11 protein-coding genes are annotated in these 19,297 nt (G+C 63.9%); 4 read left to right on the top strand and 7 right to left on the bottom strand.

Annotated elements, in window-relative coordinates:
- Nucleotides 1–301: 301 nt before the first annotated feature.
- Complete coding sequence (locus U5A67_RS24170) at nt 302–499, bottom strand: hypothetical protein (protein ID WP_205985699.1); 198 nt, start codon at nt 497–499, stop codon at nt 302–304.
- A gap of 501 nt (nt 500–1,000) precedes the next feature.
- Between U5A67_RS24170 and U5A67_RS24165 the strand changes: the two genes are divergently transcribed.
- From U5A67_RS24165 to U5A67_RS24150, 4 genes are read left to right on the top strand one after another with little or no spacing between them, the layout of a single operon-like run.
- Nucleotides 1,001–2,329 carry an efflux RND transporter periplasmic adaptor subunit gene (locus U5A67_RS24165; RefSeq protein WP_321816173.1) on the top strand — a complete coding sequence of 443 codons (1,329 nt, stop codon included), beginning with the start codon at nt 1,001–1,003 and terminating at the stop codon, nt 2,327–2,329.
- 17 nt (nt 2,330–2,346) lie between these two features.
- The gene (locus tag U5A67_RS24160) at nt 2,347–5,526 is read left to right on the top strand and encodes an efflux RND transporter permease subunit (RefSeq protein ID WP_321816172.1); all 3,180 of its coding nucleotides are present in this window, start codon (nt 2,347–2,349) and stop codon (nt 5,524–5,526) included.
- Nucleotides 5,523–8,837, top strand: a complete 3,315-nt coding sequence (locus tag U5A67_RS24155) for an efflux RND transporter permease subunit (RefSeq protein WP_321816171.1) — start codon at nt 5,523–5,525, stop codon at nt 8,835–8,837. Before U5A67_RS24160 ends, U5A67_RS24155 begins: the two co-directional genes overlap by 4 nt.
- Before the next feature lie 29 nt (nt 8,838–8,866).
- The gene (locus U5A67_RS24150; RefSeq protein WP_321816170.1) at nt 8,867–10,378 is read left to right on the top strand and encodes an efflux transporter outer membrane subunit; all 1,512 of its coding nucleotides are present in this window, start codon (nt 8,867–8,869) and stop codon (nt 10,376–10,378) included.
- A 93-nt stretch (nt 10,379–10,471) separates the two neighbouring features.
- Here the strand turns inward: U5A67_RS24150 and U5A67_RS24145 are convergent, their stop codons facing one another.
- The 6 genes from U5A67_RS24145 to U5A67_RS24120 form a co-directional block, all read right to left on the bottom strand.
- Nucleotides 10,472–11,599, bottom strand: a complete 1,128-nt coding sequence (locus U5A67_RS24145) for an alginate O-acetyltransferase AlgX-related protein (protein WP_321816169.1) — start codon at nt 11,597–11,599, stop codon at nt 10,472–10,474.
- A gap of 4 nt (nt 11,600–11,603) precedes the next feature.
- The gene (locus tag U5A67_RS24140; RefSeq protein WP_321816168.1) at nt 11,604–13,013 is read right to left on the bottom strand and encodes an MBOAT family protein; all 1,410 of its coding nucleotides are present in this window, start codon (nt 13,011–13,013) and stop codon (nt 11,604–11,606) included.
- Nucleotides 13,014–13,118: 105 nt separating this feature from the next.
- Complete coding sequence (locus U5A67_RS24135) at nt 13,119–13,793, bottom strand: alginate O-acetyltransferase AlgF (protein ID WP_321816167.1); 675 nt, start codon at nt 13,791–13,793, stop codon at nt 13,119–13,121.
- Nucleotides 13,790–14,458 carry an SGNH/GDSL hydrolase family protein gene (locus U5A67_RS24130; protein ID WP_321816166.1) on the bottom strand — a complete coding sequence of 223 codons (669 nt, stop codon included), beginning with the start codon at nt 14,456–14,458 and terminating at the stop codon, nt 13,790–13,792. Before U5A67_RS24130 ends, U5A67_RS24135 begins: the two co-directional genes overlap by 4 nt.
- An 84-nt stretch (nt 14,459–14,542) precedes the next feature.
- Nucleotides 14,543–15,193: an SGNH/GDSL hydrolase family protein gene (locus U5A67_RS24125; protein ID WP_321816165.1), complete on the bottom strand. Its 651-nt coding sequence runs from the start codon at nt 15,191–15,193 to the stop codon at nt 14,543–14,545.
- Nucleotides 15,194–15,235: 42 nt separating this feature from the next.
- Nucleotides 15,236–19,285, bottom strand: a complete 4,050-nt coding sequence (locus U5A67_RS24120) for a cellulose biosynthesis protein BcsC (RefSeq protein ID WP_321816164.1) — start codon at nt 19,283–19,285, stop codon at nt 15,236–15,238.
- Nucleotides 19,286–19,297 lie beyond the last annotated feature (12 nt).

Below are 19,297 nucleotides of genomic sequence, written 5' to 3'. Positions count from 1 at the left end.
TCGTCGATACTGCCGCGACAATGCGCGGACTTACGCCTAAAGGTGGGTTCCAGTTCGGACAGCCGCAGCGAAATCTTCCAGACGCGTTTCAATCCGCATGCAATCCACTTTCCATTAAGACCATGCGTTACAACAGACAACGGCCTTCTGGCGCTACAGCGTACGGATGCAGCCTGAAGAGAACCTTAGCTCCGCGGGCACAGCACGATTACCGTGCGTTACGACGTGCCCTTAACCCTCTAGTTTCATCGATGAATATGACAAACGCAGCAGCACAGGCTGCATGAAATCGCAGCGTTGTTTACCAGCCCGGACCGGGATCATGGCAGGCCAGCAGACAGCCCAGCGCCGACACCGTGCCCACTACGCCAAAGCCCGCGCCCAGCGCGAGGTTTCCAAGCGTCGTCGAGCACCCCTGCAGCGACATGGCGAGCACGAGCGCGAGTCCCAGCATCGGGCGCCTAAGCCGATGCGGAATAAATGAAGATTCTTTTGACATGATCCTGTCTCCTTCCCAGACGACGCATTACTGACAAATAGGACAAGAGCATAGCGATCACGCACGCGCGTGATGCCGCGAGCTACGTGCAGCAATTGGAAATCCTTACAAGCTATTTCACGCAACGCTTTAGATGAGAAAAGTTGTCATTCAGCACCGGCAGGGATCGCGCCATCTACGATGCATCGAATCGACAAATTAGCGCCTATAACGACGCTTGTAATACGCCAAAACCTTTCAATTAACCAACGTTTCGAAATTAGCGCTCGAGTTGGTTAGACTGCAGGTCTCAGGCCTTTGCAATCTGGCGTGCGCGCCGGAATCGGGTGGCTGAACACAACAACCAAGAGATATCCGTATGCGAACCGACGACAACCGGCACGGCGCCTGCGCGGCCCGTCTGCTGCGCGCCCCCCACGGCACTGGCTGGCATCTGCATGCGCCGCATGCCGCCCAACGCGCGGCCAAGCTCCGCTTCGTCGGCGGCCTCGGGAGACTGGCATGAGCGATACGCCCAACCGCCCGGCCGCAACGTCTGGCACCGCCATTCCTCCCCCGACGCCTTCCACGCCTACACCGCCTGCTGCCCCCACGCCGCCGCGCAAGCGCCGCACAGGCTTGCTCGTGTTCGTGCTGATCATGGTGGCGTTGATCGCCGCTGTGGTTTTCCACGTGCTGCACGGCAAGAAACCCGCGCGTGGTGCAGCGCCGCAAGTGGTGTCGGTCGCGCCCGCGACACTCGGCTCGATGCCCGTCACGCTCGATGCGCTGGGCACGGTCACGCCCGTCGCCACGGTAACCGTGCTGCCGCAACTGAGCGGCTATCTCACCGAAGTCGGTTATCGCGAAGGCCAGGACGTCGTCAAAGGCCAGTTTCTCGCGCAGATCGATCCGCGCCAGTACGAGATCAGCAAGGAGCAGGCCGAAGCGCAACTCGCGAAAGACCGCGCCTCGCTCGCGCAGGCACGCGCCGATCTCGAACGCTATACGCAACTCAACGAAAAGAAGTCGATCGCCGAACAAACCTATAGCGACCAGAAGTTCCTCGTCGCCCAGGACGAAGCGGCGGTGAAATCCGATCTCGCCAGCATCAAGCAATACGAACTCGACCTGATCTATTGCCATATCACCGCGCCGGTTTCCGGCCGCGTGGGTCTGCGCCTCGTCGATCCGGGCAATTACGTGACGGCCTCCAGTTCCACGGGCATCGCCGTGATCACGACGATGAAACCCACCACCGTGCAATTCACCGTGCCGCAGAATTCGCTGTCCGACGTGCTGCAACGCGTCAATGCTGGCGCAAAACTGCCGATCACGATCTTCAACAGCGAGAACACGAAACAGCTTGCCACCGGCACGCTCTACGCGATCAGCAACCAGATGGCGACCGCCACCGGCACGGTCACGCTGCGCGCGAGCGTCCCTAACGACGACGAAGCCCTCTTCCCCAACGAATTCGTCAACGTGCGGCTGCTGGTGGACACCTTGCAGAACGCCGTGCTCGTGCCCACGCCCGCCGTACAGTCGGGCGCGCCAGGCGACTATGTGTACCTCGTCAACGCCGACAACACCGTGTCGGTCCATAAGGTCACGCTCGGCCCGGGCGACGGGCAGCACACCGTTATCACAGCGGGCCTGAGCGCCGGCCAGCGCGTGGTGACCGACGGCCTCGACCGTCTCAACGACGGCACCAAAATCCAGCCCTCGAACGGCAAGCCCGCGGCCGCCTCCGGCGCGAGCGCGGCGCGCATGGGCAACGCCTCGCACGCACGCGCGGTCTCCGCGCCGCCCGCTGCGTCGGGCGCGTCCGCCGCCTCCCAGGCCTCCTGACCCACGCCTGAGCGCCGATGAATATCTCGCGTATTTTCATTCTGCGGCCCGTCGCGACATCGTTACTGATGATCGCGATGGTGCTGGTCGGTCTCGTGGCAATGAAGTTCCTGCCCGTGTCGTCGCTGCCCGCCGTCGATTACCCGACGATCCAGGTGCAGACCTTCTACCCTGGCGCAAGCCCGAGCGTCATGGCCACCACGGTGACCGCGCCGCTCGAAGTGCAGCTTGGCGAGATTCCGGGCCTGCAGCAGATGGTTTCGTATAGCTCCGAGGGCGCTTCGGTCATCACGCTGCAATTCGACCTCTCGCTCAACCTGGACGTGGCCGAGCAGAACGTGCAGCAGTCCATCAACGCCGCCAATAGCTTTCTGCCGAGCGGCCTGCCCGCGCCGCCCACCTACGCCAAGGTGAATCCCGCTGACCAGCCGATCCTCACACTCGCGGTCACATCGAAATCGATGTCGCTCACGCAGTTGCAGGACGCGGCCAACAACCGCCTCGCCACCAAGATTTCCGAAGTACCGGGCGTGGGTCTCGTGAGTACGGCGGGCGGCAACGTGCCTGCGGTGCGCGTGGAAGCCGATCCGCAAAAGCTCGCGGCCTATGGCCTGAATCTCGACGATCTGCGCACGCTGCTTGCCAATGTGAACGTGAGCGCGCCAAAGGGCAATTTCGACGGCCCCGAACTCGACTACACGATCAATTCCAACGACCAGATTTCCGATCCCAAGGATTACGAAGATACGGTTATCGCGTATCAGAACGGCTCGCCGGTTTTCATGCGCGACGTCGCGCGCGTATCCACGGCGGCTCAGGACGTCGAGCGCGGCGCCTGGTACAACAAGCAGCCCGCGATCGTGCTCAACGTGCAGCGCCAGCCGGGTGCAAACGTGATCGCCACGGTCAACCAGATCATGCGCGAGTTGCCGCAACTCGAAGCGACGCTGCCGGCCGGCATGAAGGTCACCGTGGTGTCGAACAGCGTCGGCGTGATTCAGGCGTCGGTGCACGATGCCGCGTTCGAACTCGTGCTCGCCGTCGCGCTGGTGGTGGCTGTGATTTTCGTGTTCCTGCGCAACCTGCCCGCCACGATCATCCCGAGTATTTCCGTGCCGGTCTCGCTGGTCGGCACGCTGGCGATGATGTACGAACTCGGCTATTCCATCGACAACCTCTCGCTCATGGCGCTCATCATCGCCACGGGCTTCGTGGTGGACGACTCGATCGTGATGATCGAAAACGTCGTGCGTTATCTGGAAGAAGGCGAAAAACCCTTGCAGGCAGCGCTAAAAGGCGCGGGACAAATCGGCTTCACGATTCTCTCGCTGACGATTTCGCTGATTGCCGTGCTGATTCCGCTGCTCTTCATGGGCGGCGTGATCGGCCGGCTCTTCAGCGAATTCGCCGTCACGCTCGCGGTGACCATCGTGCTTTCCGCCGTGGTTTCGCTCACCGTCGTGCCGATGATGTGTGCGCGCATTCTGCGCGCCCAGGCTGAGCGCCACCCGAGCCGCTTCGAGCGTATCAGCGAAGGCCTGTTCGACAAGACGCTCAACGCCTACGAACGCGGTCTGCGCTGGGTGCTCGATCATCAGACGCTCACGCTGATCGTGTTCATCGTGACCGTCGCGCTCACGGGACTGCTGTACGTGATCATTCCCAAGGGCCTCTTCCCCGTGCAAGACGTGGGCGTGATCCAGGCGATCAGCGTGGCGGACAACTCCGTATCGTATCAGGCGATGGTGCGCCGGCAATCCGCACTCGCAGAGGAAATCCTTAAGGACCCCGATGTGGTTTCGCTCACCTCTTACGTGGGCATCGACGGCATCAATAACACGCTCAATAACGGCCGCTTCCTGATCAACCTGAAGCCGCACGACGACCGCTCCGAAAGCGCCGAGGAAATCGCGCGACGCATTCAGCAGTCGGTTTCGAAGGTGGCGGGCATCCGGCTTTATCTGCAACCGGAGCAGGATCTGACGCTGGACACCACGGTTTCGCCGAATCAATACAACTTCGTGCTGCGCGGCCCGAATCAGGAAGCGTTCAATCAATACGTGCCCGCGCTGATTGCGAAGATGAAGCAGATTCCGTCGATTGCCGACGTCACGAGCGACCTGAACACCGACGGTCTTTCCGTCAATGTGCAGGTGAATCGCCAGCTCGCGGCGCGTTACGGCATCACCGCCGCGACCATCGACAACGCGCTTTACGACGCACTGGGCCAGCGCATTGTTTCGACCATCTTCCAGCAGTCGGATCAATACCGCGTGATTCTCGTGGCCAAACCCGAGTCCTTGCCCACGGTCGATTCGATCGGCGATATCTATCTGCCGAGCCAGACCGCGAGTTCAGGCCAGGTGCCACTCAAGGGCATCGCGACGATCAACATCACGCGCTCGCCGCTGAGCATCAGCCACCTCGCGCAATTCCCCTCGGTGACGATCTCGTTCAATCTCGCCGATGGGGCGTCGCTTTCCTCCGCCGTGCGCGACGTCCGCAAAGCCGAGGCCGACGTGAAGCTGCCGCCGTCGATTACCTCGTCGTTCCAGGGCGCGGCGCAGGCATTCGAAGATTCGCTCTCCTCCGAAGTCTATCTGCTGATCGCCGCGCTAGTGGCCGTTTATATCGTGCTGGGCGTGCTCTACGAGAGCTACGTGCATCCGGTAACGATTCTTTCGACGCTGCCTTCGGCGGGCATTGGCGCGCTGCTGGCGCTGATGATCGCGGGTAAGGACCTGGACGTGATCGGCATTATCGGCATCGTGCTGCTGATCGGCATCGTCAAGAAGAACGCAATCATGATGGTGGACTTCGCGCTCGAAGCCGAACGCGTGCATGGCAAGCCGCCGCGCGAAGCGATTTTCGAGGCCTCGCTGCTGCGCTTCCGTCCGATCCTGATGACCACGCTCGCGGCCATGCTCGGCGCACTGCCGATGCTGCTAGGCAGCGGCACGGGTTCGGAATTGCGCCGCCCGCTGGGTCTGGCGATTATCGGCGGGCTCACGCTTTCGCAGATGCTCACGCTGTTCACCACGCCCGTGATCTATCTGTTCTTCGACCGCCTGGCGATTCGCTTTGGCCGCAAGCGCCAGCCTGAAGACGATGGCGATGTGGACGGTAGCAACGGCCCGGGCGAACCGGGCGGCCCGAACCCACCTCCGCGCACGCCCGCGCCCGAGGGTACGCCGTGAACCTCTCGGCGCTCTTCATCCGCCGGCCGGTCGCCACTTCGCTGCTGGCTATCGCGATCCTGCTCGCTGGCGCGCTGGCGTTTTTCCGCTTGCCGGTCGCGCCGCTGCCCAACATCGCCTATCCGGTGATCGTGGTGCAGGCCAATATGGCGGGCGCGAGCCCCGAGACCATGGCCTCGACCGTGGCCGAGCCGCTGGAGCGGCGCCTGGGCACCATCGCCGATGTCAGCCAGCTCACTTCGATCAACAACGTGGGGTCGTCGCTGATCGTGATCGTGTTCGGCCTGAACCGCGACATCAACGGCGCCGCGCGCGACGTGGAGGCGGCCATCCAGGCCGCGCGCGCAGACTTGCCCACGACGCTGCGCAGCAACCCGACGTACCGCCAGTACAACCCCGCAAGCGCGCCGATCATGGTGCTCGCGCTGACCTCGGACACGCTCACGAAAGCCCAGCTCTACGATTCCGCCGATTCGGTGATCATGCAGCAGCTTTCGCAGGTGGACGGCGTGGGCCAGATCACGCTGGGCGGCGGCGCGCTGCCTTCGGTGCGCGTGGAACTGCAGCCGGGCAAACTCAATAGCTACGGCATCGGTCTGGAGGACGTGCGCGCGGCGATCAGCGCAGCGAACGCGAACAGCGCTAAAGGCCATCTCGATCAGGGCGATCAGCGCTTCGTCGTCACCTCGAATGACCAGATCAGCACGGCCGCGCCCTATCGCGATGTCGTGATTGCGTATCGCGACGGCTCACCGGTGTATCTGCGCGACGTTGGCACGGTGCGCGACTCGAACGAAAACATCCGCAATGCGGGCCTTTATAACGGCAAATCCGCAGTGCTGGTGATTGTCTATCCGATGCCGGGCAGCAATGTCGTAAAGACCGTGCAGCAGATTCAGGCGCGCCTGCCCAATATCGAAGCCGCCCTGCCCGCGACAATCAAGGTGCACGTAGCCGTCGACCGATCGGAATCGGTGCGCGCATCGGTGGCCGATACCGAACGCACGCTCTTTATCGCCGTGCTGCTGGTGATCGGCGTGGTGTTCGTGTTCCTGCTGTCGCCGCGCGCAACGCTGATTCCCGCCGTGGCGCTGCCGCTTTCCATCATCGGCACCTTCGGGCCGATGTACCTGCTTGGCTACAGTATCGATTCGCTTTCGCTGATGGCGCTCACGATCGGCACCGGCTTCGTGGTGGACGATGCCGTGGTGGTGCTGGAAAACATCGTGCGCCACATGGAAGCCGGGCTCGATCCCAAAGAGGCGGCATTGCGCGGCGCGGGCGAAGTCGGCTTCACCGTGCTTTCGATGAGCCTTTCGCTGATCGCCGTATTTCTGCCGATCCTGCTGATGCCAGGCATCGTCGGCCTGCTGTTCCATGAGTTCGCGATGACGCTTTCCATCGCGATCATCATCTCGCTGATCGTCTCGCTGACTGTCACGCCCGCGATGTGCGCGTACGTACTCAAACGCGAAAGCGAAAAACGCGAACCGTCGCGCGTGGCCGTGTGGATCGACGCGCAGTTCGAGCGCTTCAAACAGTTTTATTCGAGCACACTCGACGCGGTGCTCGATCACGCACTACTCGTGATCGTGCTGCTATTCGCGCTACTGATTGGCAATGTGTTTCTCGCGCGCCTGCTGTCTGGCACCTTCTTTCCCGAGCAGGACACGGGCATTCTGATCGGCCAGATCATTGCGGACCAGAGCATTTCCTTTACGGCGATGGAGAAGAAACTCGCCCAGTTGCAGGACATCGTGGAGAAAGATCCTGCCGTGGCCTCAGTTGCGGGTTTCACGGGCGGACGCGCGCTCAATACGGCTAATGTCTTTATCGAATTGAAACCGCTTGCGCAGCGCAAGCTTTCGGCTACCGAAGTAGTCAACCGCTTGCGGCCCAAACTCAATGCGGTGTCGGGCGCACGGCTCTTTTTGCAGGCCCAACAGGACTTGCAGATTGGCGGGCGGCAATCGGCGGCCGAGTATCAATACACGCTCACCAGCGACGACGCCGACGCACTATTCCTCTGGACACCAAAGCTTATTGCCGAACTGAATAAATATCGCAGCACGCTCACCGACGTCAATTCCGACCTGCAACAGAACGGCCTGCAGGCCTATGTGACTGTGAATCGCGCGACGGCCAAACGCTATGGTTTCGATCCGAATCAGGTGGACAGCGTGCTCTACGATGCATTCGGCCAGCGCACGGTATCGACGATCTATAACCCGATCAACCAGTACTTCGTGGTGATGGAAGTCGCACCGCAATACTGGCAGTATCCGCAGTCGTTCAACCATATCTGGTTAAGTACGGCGGCGGGTAATGCAAGCGGATCGGCGTCCACGCAGATGTCTAGCAGCACGGTCTCGGGCGTGACCGCCTACACCGCCGAAAGCACCACGACCAGCAGTACGAGCAGCACGAATTCGCGCAATGCGAACGCCGTGGCCAACCAGCAGAACAACGCGATTGCCAACAGCAAGGGCGGCAGTTCGAGCGGCAGCGCGGACAGTACCGCTGCCGAAACCATGGTGCCCGTCACCGCGCTGATGAACTGGACCACCGGCCACACCGCCACCCAGGTCAATCACCAGAGCGGCGAAGTCGCGGGCACGATCTCGTTCAATCTGCCACAAGGCGGCTCGCTTTCGGAAGCCGGCGACATCATCGCCAAAGCGCAACGCGATATCGGCATGCCTGCGTCGATTCACGGTGCGTTCGCGGGCGCGGCCCAGGCTTATGCGCAATCGATGGGCACGGTGCCGCTGCTGATTCTCGCGGCGCTGGTCGTGGTGTACATCGTGCTGGGCGTACTCTATGAAAATACGATTCACCCGCTCACGATTCTTTCGACGCTGCCTTCGGCGGGCATTGGCGCGACGCTGGCGATGCTGATCTTCGGCACGCCGTTTTCGGTGATCGCGATGATCGGCATCATTCTGCTGATCGGTATCGTCAAGAAGAACGGCATCATGATGGTGGACGTCGCCATTCAATTGCAGCGTAAAGAGGGCCGCAACGCGCGCGATGCGATTCACGAAGCCGCCGTGGTGCGTCTGCGCCCGATCATGATGACGACGTTTGCCGCGGTGCTGGGCGCGGTGCCGCTGGCAATCGGTATTGGTCAGGGTGCGTCGTTACGCCAACCGCTTGGCGTGACCGTGATGGGCGGCCTGATCCTGAGCCAGGTCTTTACGTTGTACACCACGCCCGTGATTTATCTGTTCCTCGACCGCCTGCGCGCCCGCCTCGCCCGTTGGGCCGCACGCCTGCCCTGGAACCGCCAGGCCGATGAGAGTGCATCATGAAGATTCATCCTTTCGATTCTGATATATCCATGGAAGCACGGTCTGCCTTGCGCCCGCTTCGTCTGCTGCCATTGAGCCTCACGCTGCTGATGAGCGGTTGCATGGTTGGCCCGGACTATCATCGTCCGCAAGTCAACGTGCCTGCGCAGTGGAAAGAACTGCCGGGCTGGACCCAGGCCGATCCATCCGCCGCCGAAGGCCCCAAAGGCGAATGGTGGACCGCGTTCCAGGACCCGCTGCTCGACGAACTCGAACCCCTGGTGGCGGTCTCGAACCAGACCGTGGCGCAGAGCTATGCGAACTATCAGGAAGCGCTGGCCGAAGTGCGCGTGGCGCGCGCGAGCCTGTTCCCAACGCTGGGCGTGACCGGATCGGCGACGCGCGAGCGCTCCTCCACCAGCACGACCAGCTCCCTCAGCAGCGGCGGTGCGCGTATTGTCAATTCGGGCTCGCTGGAAGCGAACGTGAGCTGGACGATTGACTTCTGGGGCCAGGTGCGCCGCCAAATCGAGGAACAATCGGCCACGGCACAGGCAAGCGAAGCCACGCTTGCCAATGCTCAGCTATCCGAACAGATTGCCTTGGCGAATGCCGTTATCGACCTGCGCGTGACCGACGCCGATATCGACCTGCTCACGCAAACCGTCGAAGCCTATAAGAACTCGCTGCGCGTAGTGAGCGACCAGGATGCGGCGGGCACCGTCGCGCCCTCCGACCTCATCACCGCGCGCACACAACTCGAGAACGCCCAGGCAAGCCTGATCGCACTGGGCGTTTCGCGTGCGCAATATGAGCACGCGATTGCGGTGCTGGTCGGCCGTAATCCCGAAGATATGTCGATTCCCCACAACGGCAAGTTGCCGATCCTGCCGGCGATTCCCGCGGGTGTGCCTTCGACGCTGCTGCAACGACGTCCCGACATCGCCACGGCGGAGCGGCAGATGGCATCGGCGAACGCGGCTATCGGCGTGGCGATTTCCGCCTACTACCCGACGATTTCGCTTTCGGCGCTCGATGGTTTTACGCAGGCGCCGCTCGCGGGATTACTGCACATCAGCAATTACGTGTGGTCGCTGGGCGCGAGCGCAACAGAAACCCTCTTCGATGGCGGCGAACGCAGCGCAGAAGTCGCGGCGGCGCGGGCGAGCTATAACGCGACGGTGGCGAATTATCGCGGCACCGTGTTGAGTGCGTTCCAGAGCGTGGAAAACGATCTTTCGGGCCTGCGCATTCTGGCGCAGCAAAGCGATGCGCTGGATGCCGCGGTACGCGATGCGATCCGCGGCGCGCAGATCGCGCAGAACGAATATCAGGCGGGCACGGTCGATTACACGACGGTTGCGACAGCGCAGGCAACTCAGTTGAGCACGCAACAAAGTGCGTTGACGGTGGAGCAGTCGAGATTGCTGGACGCGGCTGCGTTGATCGGTGATCTGGGTGGCGGATGGACCGGACAGTTGCATGATGCCAGTCATCCGCAGAAGGTCAGCGTCGATCCAGCGGCGAGTGCGGTGAGCGATGCTGCTGAGCCCGCGCGGTGATCGTTCGCCAAATCGTGCATTGCTGTCCGAGGTCAAAGTGAGCGCAATTGAAGGCCTGCTTTCGAGGCCTACTATCGCCCGCGCTCTATCCCCTCACCGCGCCACCACCACTCCATCCTCCGCCTCGATCGGCGCCTGCAGATCGCGCTCATCGAGTTCCCAGACAACCAATTTCGGCGGCGTCTGCTTATACGCGGCGCTCGCGAAATACGCCCGCGCGGAGCCGCCAAACTTCGCCCCTTCGCGCGCAAAATTCCCCACCCCCGTGCCCAGCGCCAAAGCCAGTTGCGGCACGAAATCCGAAGTCGTCGAATACGACGTGCCGATCACCGCGATATTCGGCAGATCGGCGTCGCCGAACAGATCGTCGGCAGATGAAGCGGCTTGCGCCTCGTGAACATAGGCGCGGCTCGCCACGACTTCCGCGCGCGGCTGCCACGACATCGGCAATTCCTCCAGCCCCGCCAGCCGCACCAGATCGCCATGCCGAAGCGCAGCCGGCTTCTGCTCGACCCGATACCCCGGCTTGCTCGCCCCCAGCGTCACGCCCAACGCGCGAATACGCTGCGCCACGGCCTGCGCGGAGGCACCCGCGCCGTCCTGGGTCCAGTGCGTATCGGTGCGGAAAAACGCATCGCCTTGCACGCTACGCAACGCATTGCCCAGATCAACCACCGGCACGCGCTGCGCCTCCAGACGCGACACCCAATCCGCCAGCCGCCCATTCAAGGAAACCGGCCGATAAAGACTGCACAGATGCTGCGGCTCGATACGCGATTTGTCGGGCACCACGGCAACCAGCAGCGCGATCCCGTGGCTCGCCAGTTCCCGCTGCACGGCGGCAACCGTCGCAGCGCGCGTGGCGAGATGGTTTTCGCCATCGGCGTACACATTCAGTTCGTCGCGCAGAAACAGCCAGCCCGGGCAACCTTGCCGCACGCGCGGCCCCAGATCGCCGAGCGTCAGCCAGCCCAGCGCGCGTTGCACACGCGCGGAATCGGCGGCGATGGGCGTATCGGCCATGCGGCTTGCAAGCGCTTTCGATACCGTGCCGTCGAGCAGGCCGGCGCGCGTCACCGCATGCGGCAACAGCGATTCCGCCGTCGCCGCGAAGCGCAGATTGCAGAACAGGCCGACGAATAACAGCACCATCAACGTGACGGCAACGATCTTGCCCGCGCGCGTGGCCGGCATTTGGGGCAGTGGCTTGGGATCTTCCATGGCGTCAGAACTGGAAGTAAAGGAAAGGCACCGCGCCGCGCGCGACGATCAGGCCAAACGACAGCAGAAAGCCCGCGAGCGGCCAGAGCGCCTGCCACCAGCGCAGCGCCGTCGTGCCCCGCAGCCGGTCCCACCACGCCTGCCCGATCGGCAGCAGCACGCAGACGATACCCAGCGCCGCCGCCAGCGCATGCACCGGCCGCAACAGCACGATCATGGCGTCGCTCAAGCCGATGCCGTTCAAGCCGAACTGTCCGCGATACATCGCCATCGCCGCATGAAAGCCCTGCGCGCGAAACAGCGTCCAGGCAAGCATCACGAAAACCAGCGTCAACAGATGCGATAGCGCGAGCGGCACCGCAGGCAGGCCGAAGCGCCGCCACAGACGCGCCACAATCAGTGCCACGCCATGCGCGGTGCCCCACAGCAGGAAGTTCCAGCTATCGCCGCCGTGCCAGAGGCCCGCAATCGCCATCGTCAGCAGCAGGTTGCAGCAGGTGCGCCACTCGCCTTTGCGATTGCCGCCCAGCGGGATATACAGGTAATCGCGAATCCAGCTCGAGAGCGACAGATGCCAGCGCCGCCAGAAGTCCTGAATGCTGTTTGCCAGATACGGATGATTGAAGTTCTCGGGAAAGCGAAAGCCCAGCATCTGGCCGAGGCCGATCGCCATCGCGCTATAACCTGCGAAATCGAAGAACAGTTGCAGCGTGTAGAACCCGCAGCCGAGCCAGGCGTCGGCGAGCGTGGGCATGTGCAGCGAGAAAGCGGCATCGACGATGGGCGACAGCGTATCGGCCACCAGCACCTTCATGCTCATGCCGATCATCAGGCGGCGCGCGCCTGCGCTGAAGCCGTCCCAGTCGACCGTGCGCGAAACCAGTTCGCGTTTGACCCAAGCGTAGCGAATGATCGGCCCGGCGATCAGGTGTACGAACATTCCCTGATAGGCGCCGTAGCGGATCATGCTGTGATCGGCGGGCACGGTGCCGCGCTGCACGTCGATCAGATACGAAATCGACTGCAGCACGATAAACGACAGCCCGATCGGCAGCACGACATGCTGCCAGGGAATCGGCCCGGCGTGGCCGAGCGCCAGCACGTGATCGAGGCTATCGACGACGATATTCGCGTACTTGTACCAGCACAGCACCAGCACGTTCACGACGATGAACAGCGCCAGCCAGCGGCCGCGCGCACGCGGGCTCTGCGCGCGGTCGATGACGACGCCGCCCAGCCAGCCCCAGAACGTCAGCGCAATAAACAGCAGCAGGAAAACCGGGCTCCACCAGCCATAGAAAAACCAGCTGCAAAACAGCAGCACGCCATTGCGCCAGCGCGCGGGCGACGCGACGTAGATCGCGAGAAAGGCCGGTAGAAAAAGCGTCAGGAATTCGAGGGACGCAAAAACCATGCATCGGTCTCAGTCGAAGCTCAGTTCAAGCTCGGTTGAAAAAAGCCGCGGGCGTGATGCGCTTGCGCGGAACACGCCATCGTCAGCAATACGAAACGATTTCGCTCAGTGGCTCACCGCGTCGTTGGCGAAGAAGATGCGCGATTGCGCGCCGGCCGGCACGAGAAACACCGTATAACGCTGGCCCGCCACCAGCGTGCCCAGGCTCAGCGGCTGGCCCACGGTCTTGCCGCCGCACTGCAGTTGCACCGACAAGGCCACCGGATTCACCTGGCGGCGCTTGCCCTGCCCCACGGCCACGCCTTCGAGCAGCGTGACGTCGCGGCCCGGCACTTTCAGCGTGGGCGCTGCGCAGCGCGCGTCGAGGTTATAGAGCGCAACCGACGCCTTGAGCGCGTTGAAATCGTCCGGCTTCTCGCGCACGGTCACGGCATGCGTGCCGTCGAGCGCGACGATGCTGACGAACTCGCCGGGCTGCACCGTGGCGGAGACGTCCTGATGCGCACCGCCGCTCGTCAGCGTACCGGAAACCGGCTTGCCCGCCGCGATCGGGAAAAAGTGGCTGGCCGGGTTGGCGGCGTCGAGCGCCACGCGCGCTTTCGAGCCCGTCGCGGTCACGGCAACCGCTTGCGTGCCGCCATCGACGAAACGCACGAAGGACGAATCCTCGGCTGGGCCGGTCGGATACAGCGGGATATCGGCGGCGAATGCGGAGGTTGCAGCAAACGGCAACGCAAGCGCAAACGCGCTCAACCCAAAGCGCGAGAGAAGGTTTTTCATGGCTTTTTCAATCCCTGAACGGCGGGCGCGTGCTGCATGGCATTGGCGATTGCCTTGCTCCAGGCCACGTAACCCATCTGCGTGTAGTGTTCGCCGTCGAGCGTCTGCCACTGGCCCGGTTTGGCGAAGGTGGTCGAATCGATATACGAGCAAGGCGCGACATTGTTGGCGAGAAACGCCGACAGTTCGCGCACGCGGTCATCGCTCTTGGCGAACTGGCCGCTATTGCTGCCCCAGCCCGGCCCGACCCAGACGCAGGCCGTATGCGTATCGGCGATGGCTTTGGTCAGGCCGGTGACTTCCTGCCATGCCCAGGCTTTCGGAAACGCCGGCTTGTCGTACGAACCCATGGTGTCGCCTTCGATGACCACCACGAGATTGGGTTTATCGGCGTGAATTAGATCGGCGATGGGCGTCGTGTGCGCTTCCTTGCCGAGCACGGTGGCCGGGCGTTGATCGACCTGGTCCGCGCCGCAATCGCCGGGCGTGCTCTTGAGCCAGCGCCCCGGGCTTGCGCCGCACACGCCCACCACATGCACGTGCGCGGCGCCTTGCGCCTGCAGGCTCTGCACGAGCGGCTCGCGCAGGTGGTTGTTCAAGGTCAGATGGCTTTCGCCGATGACGAGCACGGAAAGGCCCAGCAAAACGGATGCAGCAGCAGCCACACGACACTCCTGGTCCGGCCTGGCCGGACATCGATTTTGAAAGATCGGGAACGGCGTTCCCTCACGCGCACAGCAACGGCGCGCTTACTTTTTCGGCACGTTCGGCAGTTTGACCAGCGCCTTCATGATGTCCGTGCCCCACAGCTTGTAGCCGTTGGTCGTCAAATGCTGGCCGTCGACGGTCGCCCATTCGCCCGGCTTCGAAAACGTCAGCGAATCGATGTACTGGCACGGCGCCACATTGTTCGCGAGGAACGACGAAAGTTGCTTCACGCGCGTGAAGGTCTTCTGATACTTGCCGCCTTCGGTGCCCCACACCGGGCCGACCCACACGCAGGCCGTCTTGTTCGCCGCGAGGCTCTGCGTGAGCGCCGTGACCTGCTGCCAGGCCCAGGCCTTCGGGAAGTCGTCCTTGCCGTATCCGCCGATGGTGTCGCCTTCGACGATGATCACCAGATTCGCCTTGTTCGCGGCGATCAACTGATCGATCGGCTGCGTCTTCGCGCTGTGATCGACGACGAGCGGCGCCTTGTCGGTGCGCTGCGCGCCGCCGCACGTACCCGCCACCGACTTCACCCAGTCGCCCGGTGTGCTGCCGCACACGCCATAGGTGTGCACGTGCGCGCCGGCCGCGACCAGCTGGTCCTGCAAGGTGTCGATGAGGTAACCCGGCTCGCTCAGATGGCTATCGCCGATCATGAGAATACTGATACCCGCGAGTACGGAAGCAAGCATGACTCTTTTACTCCTGAAAAACGACCGGTGAGCGCGATGGCGTCACTGATCGCTGTAATGCGATTGATAAGGCATGACCGGCATATCGAGCGACCGCGTCTGCGGCGCGAAGCTAAAGCGCAGATACAGGCCCGCCACCCACTGGCGATAGCTCGACGAATTGTTCGCGCCCACCGATGCCCCGCCCGTCAGATGGTTGCTGAAACGGTACTCGGCGGTGGCGAGCAGGTTATAGCCGATGCCCGTCGACGACTGCGCCGGATGGATCGCGCCATCGCTCAAGCCCAGCGACGACGCCGCCGTGACCGCCGCCGACTGCAACGCGGCATTGGTCGGGAAATACGGCGCGGCCGATTGATGGAAATACTGCAAACCGGCGGACCCTTGCAGCTTGTAGGTCCAGCGATCCGAACGCTGCGCCCACGTGACCGGCACGGTAAACGCGTAGTAACGCTGCGGGCTGAAATAGCCGCCGTTGCCGTAGGTGAAGTTGTTCTCGTTGTGACGATAGAACTCGCCGCTCAGGTTCAGGCCGGCGGTCAGCATGCTGTTGGCGCTGCGATGCAGATACCAGTAGGTGCCGCCGCCCACTTCGGCGCCTTCGTTCGACTGGACGTTGTGGCCGTCCAGATACTTCACGGAGCCGTAGCCGTAATAGCCGAATTGCTGGGTGTCGACGCCAATCGCGCCATGCACGCCGTTGGAGGTGACGCCGCCCCAGCTCACGCCGGTACGCGCGTCGCTGGTCCCGGCGAACGAGGTGATGCTGTCGGTCACGGCGCGGCGCGACACGCCCGCGTTGAACCAGCTGCCCTGCGCCGCGTTGATGGCGCTCTTGTAGGTCACGCCGCCGACGATGTCGGTGTACTGGAAGCCCAACGGCGTGGTGCCGACATCGACGCTCCAGTTGTGGATCTCGTAGCCCACGCCCAGGCCCACGCCGCGCGCGTTCTGTGAAGCCGGCGCCGGAACCTCGCTGTTTTGCTGCGCCAGCGCCGCTGCCGGGCCGCCGCCGAACTGGCTGCTGCTGTAGGCATCGGTGCCGAGCGTGCCGCTGTTCAGTTCCACCGGCGTCACGCGCAGCGAGAGCTTGCCGTTGCCGGCGGGAATCAGCACTTCCATCGGCTGCTGCACGTCGGTCAGTTGCGACAGGCCGCCGGCGCTGTTATTCGTCGAGACGATCAGGCCGCCGCGCACTTGCGGCGAGCGCTGCGAGCGGATGTCGTCGAGTTCGTCGCGCATGTCGTCGAGCGAAATCGTGCCGTCCGAGGGCTCGGTTGCCGTGACGGTATCGGCGAGCGCCTGCGCGCCGATCGGCGTGCCCGCGACCGAGGGCAGCGCGGCCGTGCGCGCCGGAGCGCGTTCGCGCGAAGCCGTCGTAGTGCCTGCTACTGGCGCGCTCAATGCCGAAGCAGAAGCGAAGCCGGAGGCCGTCGCAGGCGCGGCCGCCGTGTCCGTCGTCACGCCCGCCTGATCCTGAAGCGCCAGCGCCGCCGCAGCGGCACGGCGCTTGTCGCGCGCCGCGAGACGGGTATCCGCGTCGTCGTGAACGAACGGATTGCCTGCCACGTGAACGCTCTGCGCATTCACGCCCATGCGCTTTTCCTTCGCGGCGATCGCCGTTTCGAGCAGCGCCTGGGCCTCGCGGATTTTGCCCTGCATCACGTAGATGCGCGCCGCGCCCGCCAGCACGTCCGGGTCGTTCGGCGCCTTGGCGACCGCCTGCTTCAAGGCCGCATCGGCCACGCTGCCCTTGCCGGCCTGGACCGCCGCCATCGCCACGCCAAGCTGCAAGCCAGGGTTGTCCGGGTCGTTCGACAGCGCTTTCTGATACAGCGCGAGCGCGCGATCGTACTGACCGTCGGCGGCATACATGCGCGCGAGCGCGGCATTGGCGAGGCTGTCGTTCGGGCGCTTCGCCAGCACCGGCGCGAGCGTGTCGTAAGCCGTCGCCAGATCGCCTTGCTGGCGCTGCTGTTCGGCCAGCCGCACGGCGTAGAGGTAGTCGAGATCGTCGAGCTGACGGCGTTGATCGGCGGTTAGCGTCTGCGATTCGAGGCCGCGCATCACGTCGCGCGCCTGCACGTTCTGGCCGGTCTTGAGCAGCAGGCTCGCGTAGGCCAGTTGCACATCCGGGCCGCTGCCCTTCACGCCGTTGGGCATCAGGCCGTGCATCAGGCTCATCGCGCGCGGCAGGTTGCCGGCATCGACATAAGCCTGCGCCAGCGCGCTCACGCGCGCCGGGTCCTTGCCCGCCGACGTTTCCAGGCGCGCGAGCATATTGCGCGCGTCGTCGAGGTTGCCGTCGTGCGCCAGTTGCGAGGCTTGCGCCGCGACCGCCTGAAAGTCGATCTGCTGCGCGGTGGCGACCATATTCGGCGTGCGTGCGCTCGCCGGGATGCGCGCCATCGTGTCCTGCGCGCGCGACCAGTCGCCCATCTGCATCGCCAGCAGAGCGCTGGCGTAGAGGGCGTCGGGGTTGTCCGGGTTCGAGGCCAGCAGGCCGTCGACCAGTTCGCGCGCCTGATCGGCGTGACCTTGCTTGAGTTCGAAACGCGCCAGCTCCAGACGAATCCACGGATTGTCCGGGTCGGTGTGCTGCGCGTCTTCGAGGATGCGGCGCGCCGCGTCGAGATCGCCGCGCTGTTCGGCGGCGTCGGCACGCCCCGAGGCCACGGCCGCACGCAGCCGATCGAGCCCGCCGATGCCCGCCTGCTGCTCGGGCGTCATGCCGTCGATCCACTTCTGCGCTTCTTCGGCGCGCCCGGTCTCGGCAAGGATATCGACGAGGCCGCTCACGGCCTCGCGGTTGTTCGGGCTCGTGGCGAGCACGTCGCGGTAGAGTTTTTCTGCGCGCGGCAGGTCGCCCTGGGTGGCGTAAAGACGTGCCGAGGCGTTGCGCCCGCCCGGCTCGGCCGGGTCCATGCGCAGCGCCTGATCGAGATCGCGGCGCGCGGTGGCGTAGTCGCCCACGCTCTGCGCGCCTTCGGCCTGGTTCACCAGCAGCCAGTAACGCGCGGAGGCCAGCGCCCGGCTCCAGTTCGCACCCGCGCCCGGCCGCGAAGCGGCGCGCGAAAGCAGCGTCTGCGCCTGCGCCAGGTCGCCCTGTTGCATACGCACGAGGCCGAGGCCGCCCAGCGCGTCGGTGTCGTTGGGTTTATCTGCGAGCACGTCGCTGAAGGAGCGCTCGGCCGTGGTGATGTCGCCCGCCTTGAAGGCCGCGAAGCCGCGCGTCAGACGCGGGTCCATCACCGGCACCGGCGGCGCCGAACCCGGCGTGCCAGCTGCGCGCGGCGAGGTCATCTGATGGCGGATTTCGTCATCGTCCGGGTGCAGCTTGAGATAGTCCTCGAACCACGAACGATTTTTCGCCGTGGGCGCGACCCACGTGAGCACCGAACGCCACGCTTCCGTGGCCGCACCGCCGATGTCCGGGCGCGCCGCCAGCTTTTCCAGCAAGGCCACGCCTGCCGCGCGATCGCGTTCGTCGCGCACCTGATGCTGGGCCAGCGCCAGCATGGTGTACGGATCGTTGGGCGTTTCGGTGTTCAGGCGCTCGAGGCCCTGAATGCCCTGATCCGTACCGCCTTCGGTATAGCCCAGATAAGTGTAGTACTCGCGCGCCACCGTGCCTTGCGGCGGCTTGCCGCCCAGCGCCTTGTTGTATTGCGCGATGGCGGCGGCGAGCCCCTTCGGGTCGTTCTGGTTGACGGCGTCCTGCGCCATCTGCCGCGCCTTGGCAAGCGTCGACTTGCCGGGCTCCTGCGCGAGACGAATATCCTGTTCGAGCAGCGGCACGAAGCGGCTATCCGGCGCCGACGCACGCAGCTTCGCGAGGTAATCGCCCGCAGCCGCAAACTGCCGCTTGCCGACCGCGATCAAACCCATGCCGTAAAGACCTTCGGGTTGCTTCGGATCGGTCGAAAGCAACTTCTGCCAGGATTGCGCGGCCAGCTCGGGCTTGTCGTGCGCCTGCCAATAGCGGCCCTGCTCCAGCAGCATTCTGGAGGTGGCGTCCTGCGCCCACGCGGGGTGGCTGGCCGAGGTGAGCAACAAACCCAGAATGCAGGCCTGGCTGCGGCTGACTAGCATGAACGTTTCCTG

The sequence above is a fragment of the Paraburkholderia sp. J69-1 genome, from assembly GCF_905220255.1.
Classification (GTDB): Bacteria; Pseudomonadota; Gammaproteobacteria; order Burkholderiales; family Burkholderiaceae; genus Paraburkholderia.
This window is presented reverse-complemented; position numbering and strand designations above follow the sequence as displayed.